General features: G+C 65.0%; 15 protein-coding genes and 4 tRNA genes. 2 read left to right on the forward strand and 17 right to left on the reverse strand.

Features of this window, described 5'->3' with window-relative positions:
• Nucleotides 1-38: 38 nt before the first annotated feature.
• The gene (locus tag F3J45_RS04665) at nucleotides 39-2,075 is read right to left on the reverse strand and encodes an NADPH-dependent 2,4-dienoyl-CoA reductase (protein WP_167058090.1); all 2,037 of its coding nucleotides are present in this window, start codon (nucleotides 2,073-2,075) and stop codon (nucleotides 39-41) included.
• Nucleotides 2,076-2,259: 184 nt separating this feature from the next.
• Between F3J45_RS04665 and F3J45_RS04670 the strand changes: the two genes are divergently transcribed.
• Together F3J45_RS04670 and F3J45_RS04675 are read left to right on the forward strand one after the other, a co-directional pair.
• Nucleotides 2,260-3,378 carry a nitrilase-related carbon-nitrogen hydrolase gene (locus tag F3J45_RS04670; protein ID WP_167058093.1) on the forward strand — a complete coding sequence of 373 codons (1,119 nt, stop codon included), beginning with the start codon at nucleotides 2,260-2,262 and terminating at the stop codon, nucleotides 3,376-3,378.
• Nucleotides 3,379-3,382: 4 nt separating this feature from the next.
• Nucleotides 3,383-4,423 (forward strand): AraC family transcriptional regulator, encoded by a 1,041-nt coding sequence (locus F3J45_RS04675; protein ID WP_167058096.1) that lies wholly within the window; start codon nucleotides 3,383-3,385, stop codon nucleotides 4,421-4,423.
• 331 nt (nucleotides 4,424-4,754) lie between these two features.
• Here F3J45_RS04675 and F3J45_RS04680 read toward each other — a convergent pair whose 3' ends face one another.
• From F3J45_RS04680 to F3J45_RS04755, 16 genes are all read right to left on the reverse strand, one after another.
• Nucleotides 4,755-5,549 (reverse strand): DUF2242 domain-containing protein, encoded by a 795-nt coding sequence (locus F3J45_RS04680; RefSeq protein ID WP_167058099.1) that lies wholly within the window; start codon nucleotides 5,547-5,549, stop codon nucleotides 4,755-4,757.
• 190 nt (nucleotides 5,550-5,739) lie between these two features.
• A tRNA-Asp gene (locus F3J45_RS04685) sits at nucleotides 5,740-5,816 on the reverse strand.
• A 139-nt stretch (nucleotides 5,817-5,955) separates the two neighbouring features.
• A tRNA-Asp gene (locus tag F3J45_RS04690) sits at nucleotides 5,956-6,032 on the reverse strand.
• 99 nt (nucleotides 6,033-6,131) lie between these two features.
• A tRNA-Asp gene (locus tag F3J45_RS04695) sits at nucleotides 6,132-6,208 on the reverse strand.
• A 66-nt stretch (nucleotides 6,209-6,274) separates the two neighbouring features.
• Nucleotides 6,275-6,350: transfer RNA gene (locus tag F3J45_RS04700), tRNA-Val, on the reverse strand.
• A 139-nt stretch (nucleotides 6,351-6,489) separates the two neighbouring features.
• On the reverse strand, nucleotides 6,490-7,260 hold the full coding sequence (locus tag F3J45_RS04705; protein ID WP_205299814.1) for an SDR family oxidoreductase: 771 nt from the start codon (nucleotides 7,258-7,260) through the stop codon (nucleotides 6,490-6,492).
• The gene (locus F3J45_RS04710; protein WP_167058105.1) at nucleotides 7,260-8,471 is read right to left on the reverse strand and encodes an O-succinylhomoserine sulfhydrylase; all 1,212 of its coding nucleotides are present in this window, start codon (nucleotides 8,469-8,471) and stop codon (nucleotides 7,260-7,262) included. Before F3J45_RS04710 ends, F3J45_RS04705 begins: the two co-directional genes overlap by 1 nt.
• Before the next feature lie 15 nt (nucleotides 8,472-8,486).
• A complete protein-coding gene (gene purF, locus F3J45_RS04715) occupies nucleotides 8,487-9,992 on the reverse strand; it encodes an amidophosphoribosyltransferase (protein WP_167058109.1) in 1,506 nt (501 codons plus the stop codon).
• A gap of 42 nt (nucleotides 9,993-10,034) precedes the next feature.
• Nucleotides 10,035-10,592: a CvpA family protein gene (locus F3J45_RS04720; protein WP_167058112.1), complete on the reverse strand. Its 558-nt coding sequence runs from the start codon at nucleotides 10,590-10,592 to the stop codon at nucleotides 10,035-10,037.
• Between the two features lie 412 nt (nucleotides 10,593-11,004).
• Nucleotides 11,005-11,664 carry an SPOR domain-containing protein gene (locus F3J45_RS04725; RefSeq protein ID WP_167058115.1) on the reverse strand — a complete coding sequence of 220 codons (660 nt, stop codon included), beginning with the start codon at nucleotides 11,662-11,664 and terminating at the stop codon, nucleotides 11,005-11,007.
• Between the two features lie 4 nt (nucleotides 11,665-11,668).
• On the reverse strand, nucleotides 11,669-12,955 hold the full coding sequence (folC, locus tag F3J45_RS04730; RefSeq protein WP_167058118.1) for a bifunctional tetrahydrofolate synthase/dihydrofolate synthase: 1,287 nt from the start codon (nucleotides 12,953-12,955) through the stop codon (nucleotides 11,669-11,671).
• Complete coding sequence (accD, locus tag F3J45_RS04735; protein WP_167058121.1) at nucleotides 12,955-13,848, reverse strand: acetyl-CoA carboxylase, carboxyltransferase subunit beta; 894 nt, start codon at nucleotides 13,846-13,848, stop codon at nucleotides 12,955-12,957. Before accD ends, folC begins: the two co-directional genes overlap by 1 nt.
• A 222-nt stretch (nucleotides 13,849-14,070) precedes the next feature.
• A complete protein-coding gene (locus F3J45_RS04740) occupies nucleotides 14,071-14,691 on the reverse strand; it encodes a phosphoribosylanthranilate isomerase (RefSeq protein ID WP_167058124.1) in 621 nt (206 codons plus the stop codon).
• A 60-nt stretch (nucleotides 14,692-14,751) separates the two neighbouring features.
• Entirely contained in the window at nucleotides 14,752-15,597 is an 846-nt protein-coding gene (gene truA, locus F3J45_RS04745) for a tRNA pseudouridine(38-40) synthase TruA (protein WP_370526295.1), read from the reverse strand.
• 166 nt (nucleotides 15,598-15,763) lie between these two features.
• Nucleotides 15,764-18,475 (reverse strand): FimV/HubP family polar landmark protein, encoded by a 2,712-nt coding sequence (locus F3J45_RS04750; RefSeq protein WP_167058130.1) that lies wholly within the window; start codon nucleotides 18,473-18,475, stop codon nucleotides 15,764-15,766.
• 72 nt (nucleotides 18,476-18,547) lie between these two features.
• Entirely contained in the window at nucleotides 18,548-19,552 is a 1,005-nt protein-coding gene (locus tag F3J45_RS04755) for an aspartate-semialdehyde dehydrogenase (protein ID WP_167058133.1), read from the reverse strand.
• Nucleotides 19,553-19,560 lie beyond the last annotated feature (8 nt).

Genomic DNA, 19,560 nt, shown 5'->3' on the forward strand with positions numbered 1-19,560 from the left:
AAGCTCGCGATGCGCCGCGCAAGCGGCGCCCGCCCACCTCAAAGCTCAGCCGCCAACCGCGACCCCTGGTTGATCGCCCGCTTGGCATCCAGCTCTGCCGCCACGTCCGCCCCGCCAATCAGGTGCACCGCCTGCCCCGCCGCCAGCAGCCCTTCCTGCAGCTCGCGCAGCGGCTCTTGCCCGGCACAGATCACCACGTTGTCCACCGCCAGCACCTGCGGCTCGCCACCGGCAACCCGAACATGCAACCCGGCATCGTCGATGCCCAGGTACTCGACGCTGTTGAGCATCTGCACCCGCTTGTTCTTCAGCCCCGTGCGGTGAATCCAGCCAGTGGTCTTGCCCAGGCCATCGCCCACCTTGGTGGCCTTGCGCTGCAGCAGGTACACCTGCCGCGCCGGCGCATGCGGCTCGGGCTTGACCCCAGCCACGCCACCGCGTGCCTGCAGGCCGGTATCGATGCCCCACTCCCGCCAGAACGCTTCGCGGTCCAGGCTGGTGGCCACACCCTCATGCACCATGAACTCGGAAACGTCGAAACCGATGCCGCCCGCGCCAATCACCGCAACCGCCTTGCCCACCGGCTTGCGCTGCAGCAGCACGTCCAGGTAGCTCAGCACCTTGGCATGCTCGATACCGGGGATGGCCGGGGTGCGCGGTGCAATACCGGTGGCCAGGATGATGTCGTCGTAGCCGCCCTCGACCAGCGCCGCCACGTCCACCCGGGTATTCAACCGCAGCTCGACGCCGGTGCTGGTCAGCTTGTTGGCAAAGTAGCGCAAGGTTTCATGGAACTCTTCCTTGCCCGGCACCCGCTTGGCCACGTTGAACTGCCCGCCGATCTGCGCGGCGGCCTCGAACAAGGTCACTGCATGGCCCCGCTCGGCCGCCACGGTAGCCGCCGCCAGGCCCGCCGGGCCCGCCCCTACCACGGCAATGCGCTTTACCGCGCGCACCGGCAAGTAGTTGAGTTCGGTTTCATGGCAGGCGCGCGGGTTGACCAGGCAACTGGTCAGCTTGCCGCCGAAGGTGTGGTCCAGGCAGGCCTGGTTGCAGCCGATGCAGGTGTTGATCTGCTCGGCATGCCCGGCGGCCGCCTTGTTGACGAAATCCGGGTCGGCAAGGAACGGCCGGGCCATCGAAACCATGTCGGCATCGCCCTCGGCCAGCACCGCTTCGGCCACTTCCGGGGTATTGATGCGGTTGGTGGTGATCAGCGGAATCTTCACCACGCCGCGCAGCTTGGCGGTGACCTTGCTGAACGCCGCCCGTGGCACCTTGGTGGCAATGGTTGGAATGCGTGCCTCGTGCCAGCCAATGCCGGTGTTGATCAGGGTCGCGCCGGCCTGCTCGATGGCCTTGGCCAGGGTTTCGATTTCGTCCCAGGTGCTGCCACCCTCTACCAGGTCAAGCATCGACAGGCGGAAGATGATGATGAAATTCGGCCCCACCGCCTCGCGCACGCGGGTGACGATCGCCACCGCCAGGCGCATGCGGTTTTCGTAGCTGCCGCCCCAGCGGTCGCTGCGGTGGTTGGTGTGGGCGGCGAGGAACTGGTTGATGAAGTAGCCTTCCGAACCCATGATCTCGACACCGTCATAGCCCGCCTGCTGGGCCAGCACGGCGCAATTGACGAAGTCGGCGATCTGCTTCTCGATGCCGGCTTCGTCCAGTTCCTTGGGCTTGAACGGGTTGATCGGCGCCTGGATCGCGCTTGGCGCCACCTGGCGCGGGCTATAGGCATAGCGCCCGGCGTGCAGGATCTGCAGGCAGATCTTGCCACCGGCAGCATGCACCGCCTCGGTGACGATGCGGTGCTTCTGCGCTTCTTCCTCGGTGCTGAGCTTGGCCGCACCGGAATACACCCCGCCCTCATCGTTGGGCGCAATGCCGCCGGTGACCATCAGGCCGACGCCGCCGCGGGCACGCTCGGCAAAATACGCCGCCATGCGCTCGAAGCCGCCTGGGCGCTCTTCGAGGCCGGTGTGCATCGAGCCCATCAAGGTACGGTTGCGCAACGTGGTGAAGCCCAGGTCGAGCGGGGCCAGCAAGTGCGGATAATGGTCGGCAGCCATGGTTGAATTCCCCTGGTGGCGTGGTCACGGAGTGCGGGCGCCTCTGCGGGGCCCGTCATTTGTCTGTGGGTGACATTAAACAGCCGTTTGAATCGGCTCAATGATCGAAACTGACAACTTATTGATCCTTGCGTACAGCAGGACTACCCTAGGGAACCCTCATTCCATGGTGCTGCACCGCTCGATGCGCAAACTCCTGGCAGGCGCCCTGGCGCTGGTGATGATCGCCGCCCTTTGCGGCTACGGCTTCTGGACTCTGCAGCGCCCGGAAGGCCACTACCTCTCCGACCTGCGCGTGGAGCTTGCGCTCAACCATGGCGTCCCCGGCGGGCACGGTAACTTGCTGGGCATCGAACCGCTGCTCTACCCCAGCGACTACCAGAACCTGCAGCGCCTGCACCGCAAGCTGTCGGCCTACCTGGAGCAAGCCCGCGCCCAGGGGCTAGTGGGGCCACGCACGGTGGTGGTGCTGCCTGAACACATCGGCACCTGGCTCTGGGCCCGTGGCGAAAAGAACGAGCTGTACCAGGTAACCCAGAGCCGTGAAGCCGAGCAGTGGCTAGAGCTGAGCAACCCGCTGCGCTACGGCCTGGCGATGCTGGGCGCCAATGGCGATGACCGGCGCGCCGATGCCCACCTGCGCATGAAGGCCGAACAAATGGCCAGCGACTACCAACAGTTGTTTGGCGGCCTGGCCAAGGAGTTCGGCGTTACCCTGGTGGCTGGCTCGATCGTGCTGCCGACCCCCTATGTGGAACAGGGCGTATTGCACATCGGCCGCGGCCCCCTGTTCAACAGCAGCATGGTGTTCGCAGCCGACGGTTCAGTGCTCGGCCAACCACAGCGCCAGCAATACCCCGACAGCGAGATGCGGCGCTTCATTCACCACGGTCGGCACTTCCCGTTGCAGGTGGTGCAGACCCCGGCCGGGCGCCTGGGCGTGTTGATCGGCAGCGACAGCTGGTACCCGGAGAACCAGCACCAGTTGCAACAGCAACAGGTGCAACTGATCGCCAACCCGGTGTTCCTCAGTGGCAAAGGCAGCTGGGAGGCGCCCTGGCGTGGCAACCGTCACCAGGACGCTGCGGCAGAGCTGGGGCTGCAGCGCGGCGAGGTCAGTGAGCAAACGGCCTGGCAGCGCCTGACTCAGGTAACCGGCGACGGCATCAGCAGCATGAGCGTGTTCATGCGCGGGCAGTTCTGGGAACAAGGCAGCGACGGCCAGGGCTTCGCCCACCAGGCCGGCGAACTGCTGGCCGGGCCGCCCAGCCAGGGTGCGCGCCTGCTGAACCTGTGGCTGTAGGCCGATGACCCGCCCGCGCGTGCGCCTGGGTGACCTTTCGGTCGGCTTCGTGCAGCCTTTGGCCGAGGCCCTGGGCCAGCTGGGCCACGACCCAGCGCCGCTGCTGCAGCGCTACGGGCTCGATGCCGCACGCCTGGCCGAACCCGCCGCACGCTTGTCGATTCCTCGTTACATGCACCTGGGGCATGCCGCCATCGCGCTGTGCGGCGAGCCAGCGCTGGGCTTGCACATGGGCCGCCTGAGCCGCCTGGCCCAGGCGGGCCTTGCCGGCGTTGCCGCGGCCCAGGCACCGACGCTCGGTGAAGCGGCGCACACCCTGCTGCGCTTCGGCCCGCTGTACGCCGCCAACTACCGTGGCCACTCGGTGTACCAGGAAGATGCCCAGGGCGCATGGCTGCGCTTCTACTCGATCAGCCCATACAACGACTACAACCGGTTCGTGGTCGATTCGCTGCTGGCCGGTTGGCTGGCCCAATTGGCTGCGCTGGCGGGCACATCACTGCAGGCCGAGTGCCTGGAGATCGAGTTCCAAGCACCGGCCTATGCCGCTCACTACCAGGCGCTGTGCACCACCCCCGTGCAATTTGGCGCCAGTGCCAACCGCCTGCGCCTGGGCCGTGCCACACTGGCGACGCGCAACCCGCAGCACTGCCCGAGTACCTATGCCCATCTGCTGCAGCTGTGTGAGGCAGAGCTGCAGCAGCGCACCCGCGTGCGTAGCCTGGGCGAACGGATTACCCACTTGCTCGGCCCGCTGCTCAACGGCGGCCGTGAACCGGACCTGGACGAAGTGGCGCTGCACCTGCAGATGCCCAGCTGGACCCTACGGCGCAAGCTGGCCGAGGAAGGCACACGCTTTCGCGACTTGCTCAACGACACGCGGCGCGACCTGGCCGAGGCCTACATCCGCGACACGGCCCTGGCCTTTGGCGAAATCGCTTATTTGTTGGGGTTTGCTTCGGCCGAAGCCTTCCAGCGCGCATTCAAGCGCTGGACGGGCCTTACGCCGGGGGAGTTTCGCCGCAGCCAGCGGCGAGTGGGTTAAAGCTCGGTGGCGTCGTCCGCCGGTTCCGGTGGGTCCAGTTCGTAGGCCTGGTACTCAAGCAGCTCTTCCTGGTATTCATCCATAGCCCTGCGTCCTCTTTTCTCATGCGTCTTCGTTGGTCATGGCTTCAACCTAAGCGGGGCGGATGAAGCAATGATGACAAGCTTATGAGTGGTAAACGTAGCAGGTGTTCAGGAAGTTATCGCCGGGGATCTGTAACAGCGGATTTAACCTGTGCCGGCCCTTTCGCGGGGCAAGCCCGCTCCTACAAAAGCCAAGGGTCGTTGTAGGAGCGGGCTTGCCCCGCGAAAGGGCCGGCACAGGTAACGCCTCAAAGCGAAGAAGGTGCCGCCTCGGCCGCCGGCGCATCCTGCTGCACCTGGATCGGCGCGGCCTCCACGGGCGGCGCTACCGGCTGCGACCCCTGGCTGTCGTTCACCACCGGCGCTGGCGCTGCCTCACTGGCTGGCGCAAGTGCGGCTGGGGCCGCAGCCGGCGCTGCAGGCGCCGCCGAGGCCTGTTCCGGCAGGCCCAGGTCTGGCGCCGGCTTCTCAGGCTTGGGCGCAGGGGCCTCGACCTTGGCCTTGGCCACTTTCTTAGGCTTTGGCAGGTAGCTTTCCACCAGGGCGAAATAGCGGTCGTAGAACTGCGCCGCCGTCACCGTCTCGCTGGCCACCTTGACCATGGAGTCGTCACTGGAGCCGATCGGCATCGACACCGAACCCAGCACGCCTACACCCAGGCTGGCCGAGGAGTTCGATTTCTTCAGGCTGTAGCGGTCCTGCAGGGCGTTGGCGAACATGGTCGAGCGCTGGCTGTCGTTGACATCTGGCGCGCAGGTGACGTTGAAGCTGATCTGCAGGTGGTTCTCGCTGTTCTGCTGGAAGCTCTTGTTGCCCATCACCTGGTTGGCACCGCTGCTGGTGATGATATAGCCCTGGCTGAGCAGCGCACGGCGGGCTGCCTCGCAGGAGCCGGCGTCGGTTACCGGGAAGCTGCGCGAGTAGGTGCCCGAGTCGTCGAAGTTCTCGTGCTCGTAGATGGCGGCTTTCTTCGAGGAGCAACCGGTCACGCCCGCCAGCACCAGGGCCAGCCCGAGCGCACCAAAGACGGATGATCTGGTCATTGCGAATTCCGGGTAAGTCGAGAAGGTGCCTATTGTGCAACACTGAGGGCAAGCACAGGAACCGCTGATCGGTGAAGAGTTCGTCAGGATCATGTAAATGTGGCCATGGGCTGACGCACAAACAAAAAAAGCGACCCTAAGGTCGCTTTTTCCGTGGCTTCGAGGCGTTCAAGGGGCCTCGGAGCAAAGATGGCGCAGCGGACGGGACTCGAACCCGCGACCCCCGGCGTGACAGGCCGGTATTCTAACCGACTGAACTACCGCTGCGTATCATTCAGGCTTTCGCCCGATTGAAACTGGGGCTACCCTTGCGGCGCAATGGCCTCGGGGCAGGCACAAAAAAAGCGACATGTGATCGCTTCTTTTGTGGTTGCTTCAAGGTGTTCTAGGGACCTTGAAACGAAGATGGCGCAGCGGACGGGACTCGAACCCGCGACCCCCGGCGTGACAGGCCGGTATTCTAACCGACTGAACTACCGCTGCGTATCGTTCAGGCTTTCACCTGATTGAAACTGGGATCAGCATCAGGCTTTTCGCCTGTTGCTTCAGACCGGTGCCAGGCACCCATCTGTTACTGAAAAATGGCGCAGCGGACGGGACTCGAACCCGCGACCCCCGGCGTGACAGGCCGGTATTCTAACCGACTGAACTACCGCTGCGCAGTGCGTTTCTCTCCGGCTAGCGACTTCATTGGAAGCGCTAGCACTAGAAACAATCTCAGGAAATGGTGGGTGATGACGGGATCGAACCGCCGACCCTCTGCTTGTAAGGCAGATGCTCTCCCGGCTGAGCTAATCACCCTCGCGATGTTGCTTGTTGCGTTTGCTTCGCTGAGGCCGCGAAATTTACGCAGGTACCGAAGCTAAGTCAATAGCCCCATTGAATTTTTTTCAAAAAAAGCAAAAGTGGATGGGCTGCCTGTACAGGCAGCGCAACGCGCTCAGGTGTAGATCATCTTGCGGGTCATGCCGCCGTCGACCACGAACTCCTGGCCGGTCACGAACCCGGCCTGGCGTGACAGCAGCCAGGCAACCATGGCCGCAACATCTTCCACGGTCCCTACCCTGCCGGTCGGGTGCTGGGCATGGTCGGCCTCGGTCAGCGGCTCGGCACGCCGTTGCGACGGGTCACGGGCGTCGATCCAGCCCGGGCTCACCGCATTGACGCGAATCTCCGGCCCCAGGCTCATGGCCAAGGCGTGGGTCAGCGCCACCAACCCACCCTTGCTCGCCGCGTAGGCCTCGGTGTCCGGTTCGGACTGCCGGGCACGGGTGGACGTCAGGTTGACGATCGCCCCATTGTGCGCGCGCAGGTACGGCGCACAATGCTTGGCCAACAGCATCGGGCCATTGAGGTTGACCGCCAGCACCCGGTTCCACTGCGCCAGGCTCAGGCTTTCCAGGGTCTGGTTGTGCGGGTTGGCGATCGCCGCGTTGCACACCAGGGCATCGAGCCGGCCAAACTGGCCGAGCACCTGGGAAACCCCGGCGCTGACCTGGGCCTCGTCAGCCACGTCCATGGTGATGAACCAGGCGTTGTCGCCCAAGGCCTTGGCCACCTTGGTGCCGCGCGGGCGGTCAAGGTCGCTGAGCACCACTTGCCAACCCTCGCAGATCAGCCAGGCAGCAATACCCAGGCCGATGCCGCGGGCGGCACCGGTCACCAGGGCAACCCGGCCGTTATGGCCCGGTGCGCTGCCTCTGATTTCCATCACAGTGCCGCCAGCCCACGGGCGAGGTCCGCCTGCAGGTCAGCCACATCTTCCAGGCCCACGGCAACCCGGATCAGGCTGTCGCGAATGGCCGCCGCGTCACGTTCCTGCGGCGTCAGGCGGCCGTGGGAGGTGGTGGCCGGGTGGGCGATGGTGGTCTTGCTGTCACCCAGGTTGGTGGTGATCGAAATCACCCGCGTGGCGTCGATGAAGCGCCAGGCGCCCTCTTTGCCACCCTTGACCTCGAAGCTCACCACCGCGCCGAAGCCGCTCATCTGGCGCTTGGCCAGCTCATGCTGCGGGTGACTCGGCAGGCCAGCGTAATGCACCTTCTCCACGCCTTCCTGCTGCTCCAGCCACTGGGCCAGGTGCTGGGCGCTCTCGCAGTGCGCACGCATGCGCAGCTTGAGGGTTTCCAGGCCCTTGGTGAATATCCAGGCGTTGAATGGGCTGAGGGTCGGGCCTGCGGTACGCAGGAAACCCACCACTTCCTTCATCTGCTCCGCACGGCCGGCAACCACGCCACCCATGCAGCGGCCCTGGCCGTCGATGAACTTGGTGGCCGAGTGGAACACGATGTCGGCACCGAGCTTCAGCGGCTGCTGCAGCGCCGGGGTGCTGAAGCAGTTGTCCACGACCAGCATGGCGCCACGGGCGTGGGCGATTTCAGCCAGCGCGCCGATGTCGACCAGTTCGGCCAGCGGGTTGGACGGCGATTCGACGATCAGCAGCTTGGTGTTGGCCTTGATGGCCTGTTCCCAGCCCGCGAGGTCGACCAGGGGGACGTAGTCCACCTGCACGCCGAAACGCTTGAAATACTTCTCGAACAGGCTGATGGTCGAGCCGAACACGCTCTGCGACACCAGCACATGGTCACCGGCGCTGCACAGCGACATGACCACGGCGAGAATCGCCGCCATGCCGGTGGACGTGGCCACGGCCTGCTCGGCGCCTTCCATGGCCGCCAGGCGCTCCTCGAAGGCGCGCACGGTCGGGTTGGTGTAGCGCGAGTAGACGTTGCCCGGCGTTTCGCCGGCAAAGCGCGCGGCCGCATCGGCGGCCGTGCGGAACACATAGCTGGAAGTCAGGAACAGCGCTTCGCTGTGCTCGGCCTCCGGTGTACGGTTTTGACCGGCGCGTACCGCCAGGGTGTCGAAACCGACACCCTCGAGGTCACTGTCCAGTCGCCCGGCATCCCATTGATCCGTCATGCCGTCGCTCCCAAATCAGTTGTTGTAGAGGTCGATGATCGCGCTGACCGCCTGGTTCTTCACCTTGGCCAGGTCATTACGGGCCTGCTCGATGCGGTCGAGGTAGGCTTCGTCGATGTCGCCGGTGACATATTCACCGTTGAACACCGCGCAATCGAAGTGGTCGATCTTGATCTTGCCGCCACCGACCGAATCGATCAGGTCTGGCAGGTCTTGGTAGACCAGCCAATCGGCGCCGATCAACTCGGCCACCTGTTCGGTGGTACGGTTGTGGGCGATCAGTTCGTGAACACTCGGCATGTCGATGCCGTAGACGTTGGGGTAACGCACCGCAGGCGCAGCCGAGCAGAAGTAGACGTTCTTGGCGCCGGCTTCACGGGCCATCTGGATGATCTGCTTGCAGGTGGTGCCGCGCACGATCGAGTCGTCCACCAGCATCACGTTCTTGCCGCGGAATTCCAGCTCGATGGCGTTGAGCTTCTGGCGGACCGACTTCTTGCGCGCAGCCTGGCCGGGCATGATGAAGGTACGGCCGATGTAGCGGTTCTTGACGAAGCCTTCACGGAACTTCACACCCAGGCGGTTGGCCAGCTCCAGGGCAGCGGTACGGCTGGTGTCGGGAATCGGGATGACCACGTCGATGTCGTGCTCGGGGCGCTCGCGCATGATCTTGTCGGCAAGCTTTTCACCCATGCGCAGGCGCGCCTTGTACACCGAGATACCGTCGATGATCGAGTCTGGGCGGGCCAGGTAGACGTGTTCGAAGATGCACGGCTGCAGCTTCGGCGCTTCGGCGCACTGCTTGGTGTACAGCTGGCCTTCCTCGGTGATGTACACCGCTTCGCCCGGCGCCAGGTCACGGATCAGGGTGAAACCAAGCACGTCCAGGGCAACGCTTTCCGAGGCGATCATGTATTCCACGCCTTCATCGGTGTGGCGCTGGCCGAAGACCACCGGGCGGATGCCGTGCGGGTCACGGAAGCCGACGATACCGTAGCCGGTGATCATCGCCACCACGGCGTAGCCACCGACACAGCGGCTGTGCACGTGGGAAACCGCGGCGAACACGTCTTCCTCGGTGGGCTGCAGCTTGCCGCGCACGGCCAGCTCATGGGCGAACACGTTCAGCAGCACTTCCGAGTCGGAGTTGGTGTTGACGTGGCGCAGGTCCGATTCGTAGATCTCTTTGGCCAACTGCTCGACGTTGGTCAGGTTGCCGTTGTGCGCCAGGGTGATGCCATACGGCGAGTTGACGTAGAACGGCTGGGCCTCGGCCGAGGTCGAGCTGCCCGCGGTCGGGTAGCGCACGTGGCCGATGCCGATGCTGCCCACCAGGCGCTGCATATGGCGCTGCTGGAAAACGTCACGCACCAGGCCATTATCCTTGCGCAGGAACAACCGGCCGTCGTGGCTGGTCACGATACCGGCAGCGTCCTGGCCGCGGTGCTGAAGGACCGTAAGCGCGTCATACAGCGCCTGATTGACGTTCGACTTACCGACGATACCGACGATGCCACACATGCGACGCAACCCCTACTTTGATGAAACTTGAACGAACAGCGCTCAGGGCTTTGCCGGCCCGAGCAACTGCTCCTTGAATGGAAGATCAGCCGGAGCGCTGATCACCCCACTGGAAGTCCACTGACCGGTGAAACCCAGAATCAGGTTTTTCGACCAGTCAGCGACCAATAGAAACTGTGGTATCAGGCGTGATTCCTGCCACCAGGTGTCTTGTTGCACCGGCCCGAGGCTGAGCAGGCCGACTGCCACTACCACCAGCAAGCCCCCGCGCGCGGCACCAAAGGCCATGCCAAGGAAACGATCGGTGCCGGAAAGCCCGGTCACGCGGATCAGCTCGCCAATGAGGAAATTGAGCATTGCCCCCACCAGCAGGGTGGCGACGAAAAGAATGGCGCAACCGGCAATGACGCGCATGGACGGCGTCTGGATATAGCTTTCAAGGTACACCGAAAGCGACCCGCCGAACATCCAGGCGACCGCCCCTGCGACGATCCAGATGAGCAGGGACAAGGCTTCCTTGACGAAGCCGCGCTTGAGACTGATCAGTGTGGAGACGGCGATGATCGCAATGATCGCCCAATCAACCAGGGTAAAGGCCACGGTGCTGCCTGCAGACGTTTGAGGCGGCGCATTTTACCAGAGCGGCGGGGGTTGGGTAAGCGGAATGTCAGGTGGATCCCTGGGTCAGGTTTTAACACCCAAAGCCGCCTTTTTGTAGGCGCGAGCGGGGCTGCTTTGCAGCCCATCGCGAGCTCCTACCAATCAGGTGCAGCGCCCTATGCTTGAAAAAAACGCGATCCGCGAACAACGGCTCAGCCCTGGCCTGCTGGTCAGGCACTTATTTCCAAGCCGACGCCACCTCGGTAGGAGCGAGCGTAGCTCGCGATGGGGCGCGTAGCGGCCCCAGGGTTTCAGCTTCGCGGATTAGAACGCAGGGCTGCCTTGCAGCCCATCGAGAGCTTCGCTCGCTCCTACCAGGTTCTGCGGTGTGGCTGCTGGCAGCGAGGGGGCTTCAGCCTTTTTCCGGTTGGAAGCGTGTCACGAAGCCATTGAGCTTGTGCTGGCGGTTGATCGCGTCCTTGAGTTTGTCCGCCTCGGCCCGCTCGATCAGTGGCCCCACATACACCCGGTTCATGCCACCGGCCGAACGGATGTAGGCGTTGTAGCCCTGGCTGCGCAGGGTTTTCTGCAAGCTCTCGGCACCCGCCCGGTTGGACAGGCTGGCCAACTGGATCGACCAGCTTACCGGCAGGCCATTGACGTCGATTTTCGACGGCGCCGGCGCTGCCGCCTTGGGCACCGGCACCGGTGTTTGCGGCTTGGCTTGCACCTGGGTCTGCGGCGACGGGGTGATCGGCTGGCTGGGCGCGGTCACCGGGCGCGTGGACTCATTGACCACCACCGGTGGTTGCTGCGGCTGCGCCTGTTGGGGCGACTGGGACACTTGAGGCGGCTCAGCCTGCTCAGGCAACGGCTGCGGCTCGGGCACCGCCACCGGCTCGACCTTCACCTCAGGCAGGCTTGGCATGGCCGGCGCCTGCGGGGCGTCGACGCGCACCTGGCGCATCTCATCCTCGCGGGTGAACAGCATCGGCAAGAAGATAACCGCCAGCGCCACCAGCACCAGCGCACCCACCATGCGCTGCTTCATCCCTTTGTCCAGCACTGCCATCTAATCACCCCTCCAGGGCCTGCCGCTCCAGCCATTCCAGGGCCTGGGCGACACAGAAAAACGAACCGAACAGCAGGATCTGGTCATCCGCCGTCGCCTGCGCGCATTGCCCTTCAAGGGCGGCGTCGACGCTGACGTAAGACTTCACCGTTGCGCCGAGGTTCGTCAAGGCAGCAACCAGTTCAGCAGCCGGGCGGCTGCGCGGGGTGTCCAGCGGCGCTACCGCCCAGTCGTCGACCAGCCCCTGCAACGGCGCGATCACGCCTTCCAGGTCCTTGTCGGCAAGCAGGCCGAACACCGCCAGGCGACGGCCCTTGGGGGCACGGCTGGCCAGGCGCTGGGCCAGGTAATGCGCGGCATGCGGGTTGTGCCCGACATCCAGCAGCAGCTCCACAGGCCGGCCCTGCCAAGTCAACTGGCGGCGGTCGAGGCGGCCGGTGATGCGCGTATCGAGCAACGCCTGGCGGACCTGCCCGGCGTGCCACGGCAGCCCCGTCAGCAGGTAGGCCTGCAGCGCCAGGGTGGCGTTTTCCATCGGCAGGTCGAGCAGCGGCAGGCCGCCAAGTTCGACCGGCTGGCCCTCGGCGGTAACCCCACGCCAGCGCCAGCTGTTGCCGTCACTGGCCAGGTCGAAGTCACGGCCACGCAGGTAAAGCGGCGCGCCCAATTCACCGGCCTTGTCCAGCAACGGCTGCGGTGGGTCCAGGTCGCCGCACAGCGCAGGCTTGCCGGCACGGAAGATGCCAGCCTTCTCGAAGGCCACCAATTCGCGGGTGTCACCCAGGTATTCCACGTGGTCGACACCAATACTGGTAACCAGCGCAAGGTCGGCATCCACTACGTTGACGGTATCCAGGCGCCCGCCAAGGCCCACTTCGAGGACCACGGCATCGAGCTGCGACTGGTGGAACAACCAGAACGCCGCCAGCGTGCCCATCTCGAAGTAGGTCAGGGAAATATCGCCCCGCGCCGCCTCGACGGCGGCGAAGGCCTGGCACAGGTGCTCATCGCTGGCTTGCTCGCCATCGATCTGCACCCGTTCGTTGTAGCGCAGCAGGTGGGGCGAGCTGTACACCCCCACCTTCAGCCCCTGGGCCCGCAACAGCGACGCCACGAAGGCGCAGGTCGAGCCCTTGCCGTTGGTGCCGGTGACGGTGACCACACGCGGCGCCAGCTTGCCCAGCGCCAGCCGCGCCAGCACCTGCTGCGACCGCTCCAGGCCCATGTCGATGGCCGAAGGGTGCAACTGCTCGAGGTAGGCGAGCCATTCGCCCAGGGTTCGTTGTTTCATCACGCGACCGCAGCGTCCTCACGGGCCTGCTCCGGGGTGGCCTGGCCGGTCATCTGCGCCAGCAGGCGAGCCAGGCGCGGGCGCAGTTCGCCACGGGAAATGATCAGGTCGATGGCACCGTGCTCCAGCAGGAACTCGCTGCGCTGGAAGCCTTCCGGCAGTTTTTCGCGCACGGTCTGCTCGATTACCCGCGGGCCGGCGAAGCCGATCAGGGCCTTCGGCTCACCGACGATGACGTCACCGAGCATGGCCAGGCTGGCGGAAACGCCGCCGTAGACCGGGTCGGTCAGCACCGAGATGAATGGAATGCCTTCTTCGCGCAGGCGCGCCAGCACGGCCGAGGTCTTGGCCATCTGCATCAGCGAGATCAGCGCTTCCTGCATGCGCGCACCACCGGAGGCGGAGAAGCAGATCATCGGGCAACGGTTTTCCAGGGCATAGTTGGCAGCGCGCACGAAGCGCTCGCCAACGATGGCGCCCATGGAACCGCCCATGAACGAGAACTCGAAGGCGCTGACCACGATCGGCATGCCCATCAGGGTGCCGCTCATGGAAATCAGGGCGTCTTTTTCGCCGGTCTGCTTCTGCGCGCCAACCAGGCGGTCCTTGTACTTCTTGCCGTCACGGAATTTCAGGCGGTCGACCGGCTCCAGCTCGGCGCCCAGCTCGGCGCGGCCTTCCGGGTCGAGGAAGATGTCGATACGGGCACGTGCGCCGATGCGCATGTGGTGGTTGCACTTGGGGCAGACATCCAGGGTCTTTTCCAGCTCCGGACGATACAGCACGGCCTCGCAGGCTGGGCACTTGTGCCACAGGCCTTCGGGCACCGAGCTCTTCTTCACCTCGGAACGCATGATCGATGGAATCAGTTTGTCGACTAACCAGTTGCTCATGCTTTCTTTCTCCAGTATTGGCGGACGGGGACCGGACTGGCCGGCCATGCCCTGCCCTTGAGCTCAAATTCTTCTATGAAACGATGGCGGCCCGGCCGCAGGGGCTGCCTGCGTACCGCGCCGTGTTCAATCTGTTCAATGGCCACGCGGCATGCCGCGGGCCGCCCCGCAGGGCTGCGAAACCTATGGACGATGGCGCGCCGCCAGCCGTCACATCTGCTATCACGCCTGTTTTACCGCACGCATGAAGGCTTCGATCTTCGCCGCATCCTTGATGCCCTTGGCCTGCTCCACCCCGCCGCTGACATCCACTGCATACGGCTTCACCTGGGCAATCGCCTGGCCGACGTTGGCCGCCGACAGGCCCCCGGCGAGGATCACCGGCTTGCTCAGCCGCGCCGGCACCAGCGCCCAGTCGAAGGCTTCGCCGGTGCCGCCGGGCACGCCGGCCACGTAGGTGTCGAGCAGGATGCCGCTGGCGCCGCGATAGTGCTGGCAGGCCGCTTCCAGGTCATCCCCTGGGCGCACCCGCAGGGCCTTGATCCACGGGCGGTGGTAGCCTTCGCAGTCGGCCGGGGTTTCGTCGCCGTGGAACTGTAGCAGGTCCAGCGGCACCACTTCGAGGATCTCGTTCAGCTCGCAGCGCGAGGCGTTGACGAACAGGCCGACGGTGGTCACGAACGGTGGCAGCTCGGCGATGATCGCCCGTGCCTGGCGCACGTCCACGGCACGCGGGCTCTTGGCATAGAAGACGAAGCCGATGGCATCGGCGCCGGCTTCGGCGGCGGCCAGCGCGTCTTCGATGCGGGTAATCCCGCAAATCTTGCTGCGAACGTTGCTCATGGACTGCAAACCTTGAGTGGTGACTGAAGGGCCCGATGGTAGCAAATGACTTTTGGCGCGTCAGTCAGCCAGGGCGTCGTAGCCGGTCAAAAAGTGTGGGCCAATGTAACGTTGCGGCAGCTGGAATTGCTCGGGGTATTCCACCTGCACCAGGTACAGGCCGTAGGGGTGCGCGGTCACCCCGCCCTCGCGGCGATTGCGCCCTTCCAACACTTCGCGGGCCCACTCCACCGGGCGCTCGCCGGCGCCAATGGTCATCAGCACACCGGCGATGTTGCGCACCATGTGGTGCAGGAAGGCCGTGGCGCGCACGTCCAGCACAATCATCTGGCCATGGCGGGTCACACGCAGGTGGTGGATATGCTTGATCGGTGACTTGGCCTGGCACTGGCTGGCGCGGAAGGCGCTGAAGTCATGGGTGCCGAGCAGGTACTGCGCGGCCTGGGCCATGCGCTCGACGTCCAGCGGGCGGTGGTTCCAGGTCACTTCCTCGGCCAGGTGCGCGGGGCGAATCGGATCGTTGTAGATCACGTAGCGGTAGCGACGGGCGCAGGCCTTGAAGCGCGCGTGGAAGTCCGCCGGCATCGGCCGCGACCAGACCACGCTGATGTCATGGGGCAGGTTGAAGTTGGTGCCCAGGGTCCAGGCACGCTCGTCGCGCACGGCACGGGTGTCGAAATGCACCACCTGGCCGCAGCCGTGCACGCCGGCATCGGTGCGCCCGGCGCAGATCACGCTGATCGGCTCGTCGGCCACTTTCGACAACGCCTGCTCCAGGGCCTGCTGGACGCTGGGCACGCCGCTGGCCTGGCGCTGCCAGCCGCGGTAGCGCGAACCTTTGTATTCCACACCCAGGGCGATGCGGGTGAAGCCTTCGGCGGCCGCTTCGCTAGCGGCGGTGTCGATGATGTCCAAGAGCGTGAAACCTGTGGGTGTACGAAATGGCGGGGATTATAACGACAACGGCAACCGTATTGGGTTGCCGTTGGCTTTGCAGGGTGTTCGAGGGCCTCTTCGCGGGGCAAGCCCGCTCCTACATTAGGAGAGGGGGGCCCCGCGAAGAGCGCCGGCATCAAACCAGGCGGGTCAGCATTTCCTCGGCTTCCTTGCGCTGGCCGGTATCGCCATCCTTGACCACTTCATCGAGGATGTCGCGAGCGCCCTGGTGGTCGCCCATGTCGATGTAGGCCCGTGCCAGGTCCAGCTTGGTGGCCACTTCATCGGCGCCGGAAAGGAAGTCGAAGTCCAGGTCATCCAACGGCTCGGGCTCGGCTGCAGCGTCCTCAGCGGTGAAATGCGGCTCCAGCGACGGCGATTCCAGGTTTTGCGACAGCTTGTCGAGTTCGGCGTTGACATCGCTGAGTTCCGACTCGAAACGCTTGGCCGCCGGCGAATCATCGTCAAGCGACAGCGACAGGTCGAAGTCCTGGGGCAGCTCCAGCTCGGAAATCGGGTCGAATTCCGGCATGGCATCGAAGGCCGCCAGCTCGGCGGCCACGTCCACCGGCGCGTCCTCGGCAGCGGCAGGTGCCGCAGGCTCGACGACATTCAGGTCGAACTCGGCCAGTTCGTCGATATCCTGGGGTGCCGGTGCTGCCTGGGCCTGGGCCAGCAAGGCCTCGAAATCGTCATCGGCATCGGTTTGTGGCTCGGGCGCCGCCTGCGTATCGTCCAGGTCGGCCTCCTCAAGCATGGGCGGATCAAGGTGTTCGTCCAGCGGCAGGTCATCGCCCAGGCTCAGGTCGAACGCACTGTCCAGGTCGCCATCGTCCAGCACCGAGGTTTCGGTGAACGCTTCGGCGGCTGCATCCAGCTGCTCATCGGACACAGGCTCCGGCACAGGCTCCGCTTCCAGCACGGGCTCAGGCTCGGCTACAGGCTCTGGCTCTAGCTCTAGCTCTGGCTCGGCCAGGGCGTCGTCTTCAGCCAACACAGGAGGTTCAGGCTGCTCTTGCAGCAACTCCTGCACATACTGCTCGTCCATTTCCGCCGCCAGTGCGGCAGCGCCCAGGCCCACGGCGGCCACCGCGATGCCGACCATGGCCGGGTAGCGTTCCTTGAGGCCATTGACCTGTGCGGTGTTGGCCTCGTTAGCCGGCAGCGCGCGCTCCTGCTCGACAAAGGCGCTGTGGTCACCCTGGCGGGCGTAGACTTCCATCAGCTTAAGGCGCAGGGCATCGCTGTGCGGCTGCGCCGCCACGGCAACTTCCAGCAGGTCAGCCGCGTGGTTCAGGCGGCCCTGGGCGATGCTTTCGTCAACCTCGGCGAGCAAGGCGGCATTCGGGTCTTGCACCGGTTCGGGCTCGGCCACGGCCGCCAGCGGTTTTTCCGCCGCCGTGGCAGCCGCGGCAGAAGCCGCGACCACCGCTGGCGACAGGGTCGTTTCTTCCAGCTCATCGAAGCTGCCCGCTGGCAGGTCGAAATCCGGGTTGCGCTCGCTGTCCTCGGTCAGTGCCTGGGCCATGCGCAGGTGCTTTTCAGCCTCCTGCTGGGCCTTGTGCTTGCGTGCCAGCAGCAAGAGCAACAGCAGCACCAGGAAGGCGGAACCTGCGATCACGCCCAGCACCAGCGGGTTGCTCAACCAGCCCGACGCGGGCTGCTCTGGCGCAGGCTCCGCTGCCGGTGTGGCTGCAGGGGCCGGCGCGGTGTCGACGGCGGCAGGCGCCGGGGTGACCACAGGCTCGGCGGCAGGTGCAGGCGCTGCCGCCTCTGCCACTGGCTGGGCAGGCGCTGGCTCGCCAGGTGCAGCCGCAGGCGGCGTGGCCGGCTCGGCGGCGCCCTGGGCTTCCAGGCGGGCCAGTTGGTCGTTCTTCAGGTCGATCAACTTCTGCAGCTTGTCCAACTGGCTCTGCAAGTCGGTCATGCGGCTTTTCAGCTCGTCGTTGTCACGGCGGCTGGTGTCCAGGCTTTCCTGGGCCACGGCCAGCTTGTCGTTCAGCGCCTTGGCACCACCGGCACCGGCCTGGCTGCCTGGGCTTACCAGGCGCAGGTTGTCACCCTGGGCGATGCGCTCGGGCGCCGCGTCGGCGGCGCCGCGGCGGGTGGCATCGAGTTGCCGCGCACGCGGCCCCAGGCGCCGGCCTTCACGCCAGGCGGCATACTGCTCGGCCACTTCGCGATTGGCTTCGGGCCGTGGGATGCTCTGAACCTGCTGCTGGTCGGGCAGGCGCAATACCTGGCCGACTTTCAACAGGTTGATGTTGTTGCCGATGAAGGCATCCGGGTTCAGCGCCTGGATGGCGATCATGGTCTGCTGCACCGAACCGCCACCCTGGGTATTGCGCGCGGCAATCTGCCACAAGGTGTCACGGCGTTTGGTGGTGTAGCTGCCAGCGCTGCTGGTGGCCGGGTTGACGTTGGCCGCAGCCGGCTGCTGGCCCTGGGCCTTGGCCTGGTCGAGCAGCACGCTGTAGTCCCGCAGCAGGCGGCCCTGGGGCCACATGACCTGCACCAGGAACTTGACCACCGTACCGGGCAGTGGCTGGCTGGAGGTTACCCGCAACACGCTCTTGCCGTTGGGGTTGATGACCGGGGTGAAGGTCAGGCCCTCCAGCTCGGCCGTGTAGGCCACCCCGGCCTTGCTGAACTCTTCCGGTGGCGCCAGGCTTGGCGCCAACTCGGCGGCGGTGAGGTCGCGGACATCGAGCAATTCGATTTCGGCGTCAAGTGGTTGGTTCTGCGCCGACTTCAATGTCAGCTCACCCAACCCCAGGGCATTCGCCATGCCCGACGACAGCGCCGACGCTGCCGCCATGGCCAGAACCAGTTTGCGAATTCGAAGCATGACCTCTTCCCTTGTAAGAATCGTCCTAAAAACCTGCGCGAGGTGTAGGACAAAAGTGCTCGCCAGTATCTTTTACACCATGTGTTTAATCAACAATTGCGCCACCTGCACGGCATTGAGCGCGGCCCCCTTGCGCACATTGTCGGTGGTCAACCACAGGTTCAGTTGCTGGTTTTCGTCAATTCCATGGCGTATACGACCAACATAGACCACGTCTTGGCCAACTGCGTCACCAACCGGGGTCGGATAATCATCATTTTCAACCCGCTCGACGCTTGCCGCCTGCTCCAGCAATGCATTGACCTGAGGCAAGTCGACCGGGCGACGGCTGTGCACCGCCACACTGAAGCTATCGCCGAAAAACACCGGGACTTGAACGCAGCTCACGGAAATCTTCAGCGCCGGCAGCCCCAGCACCACGCGCAGTTCATTGACCAGACGGCGCTCGACGAAGGTGTGGCCCTGCTCGTCGGCAGCGCCAACCTGGGCCAGCACGTTGAAGGCTACCTGCCGATCGAAGAAGCGCGGTTCCAGGGGCCGGGCGTTGAGCAGTTCGGCGGTTTGCCGGGCCAGCTCGTTGACCGCTTCACGGCCCTGGGCGGACACCGCCAGCGCCGCCATGACCTGCAACTGCTCGATATCCAACTCGCCCTTCAAGGGCGCCAGGGCTACCGCCACGGCCACGGTGGCCGAACTGGGGCTGGCCAGGCGGGCCGGCAATGGCAGGTTCTCCAGGCAGTGGGCATTGGCCTCGGGCACCACTGGCAAGGCGTTGTCCAGGCCGCCAGACAGGTCGATGACGCTGCAGCCGGCTTGCTCGGCCTTGCTGGCGAAGCTGCGGCTGACGGCGGGGCTGGCGGCGAAGAAGGCCAGTTTGACCTGGCTGAAGTCGAAGCTGTCCACCTCGCGCACCTTGAGCTTCTTGCCCGCGAACATCACGCTGCTGCCCGCCGATTCCATGCTGGCCAGCAGGTGCAAGGTGCCGACCGGGAAGTCCAGCTCTTCGAGGATCTGTACGAGGGCTTCACCGACGCTGCCGGTGGCGCCGATGACGGCGATATCAAAGGTAGGGTTCATGGTGCGGG

This window comes from Pantoea sp. Ap-967, from assembly GCF_011752565.1.
GTDB lineage: Bacteria > Pseudomonadota > Gammaproteobacteria > Pseudomonadales > Pseudomonadaceae > Aquipseudomonas.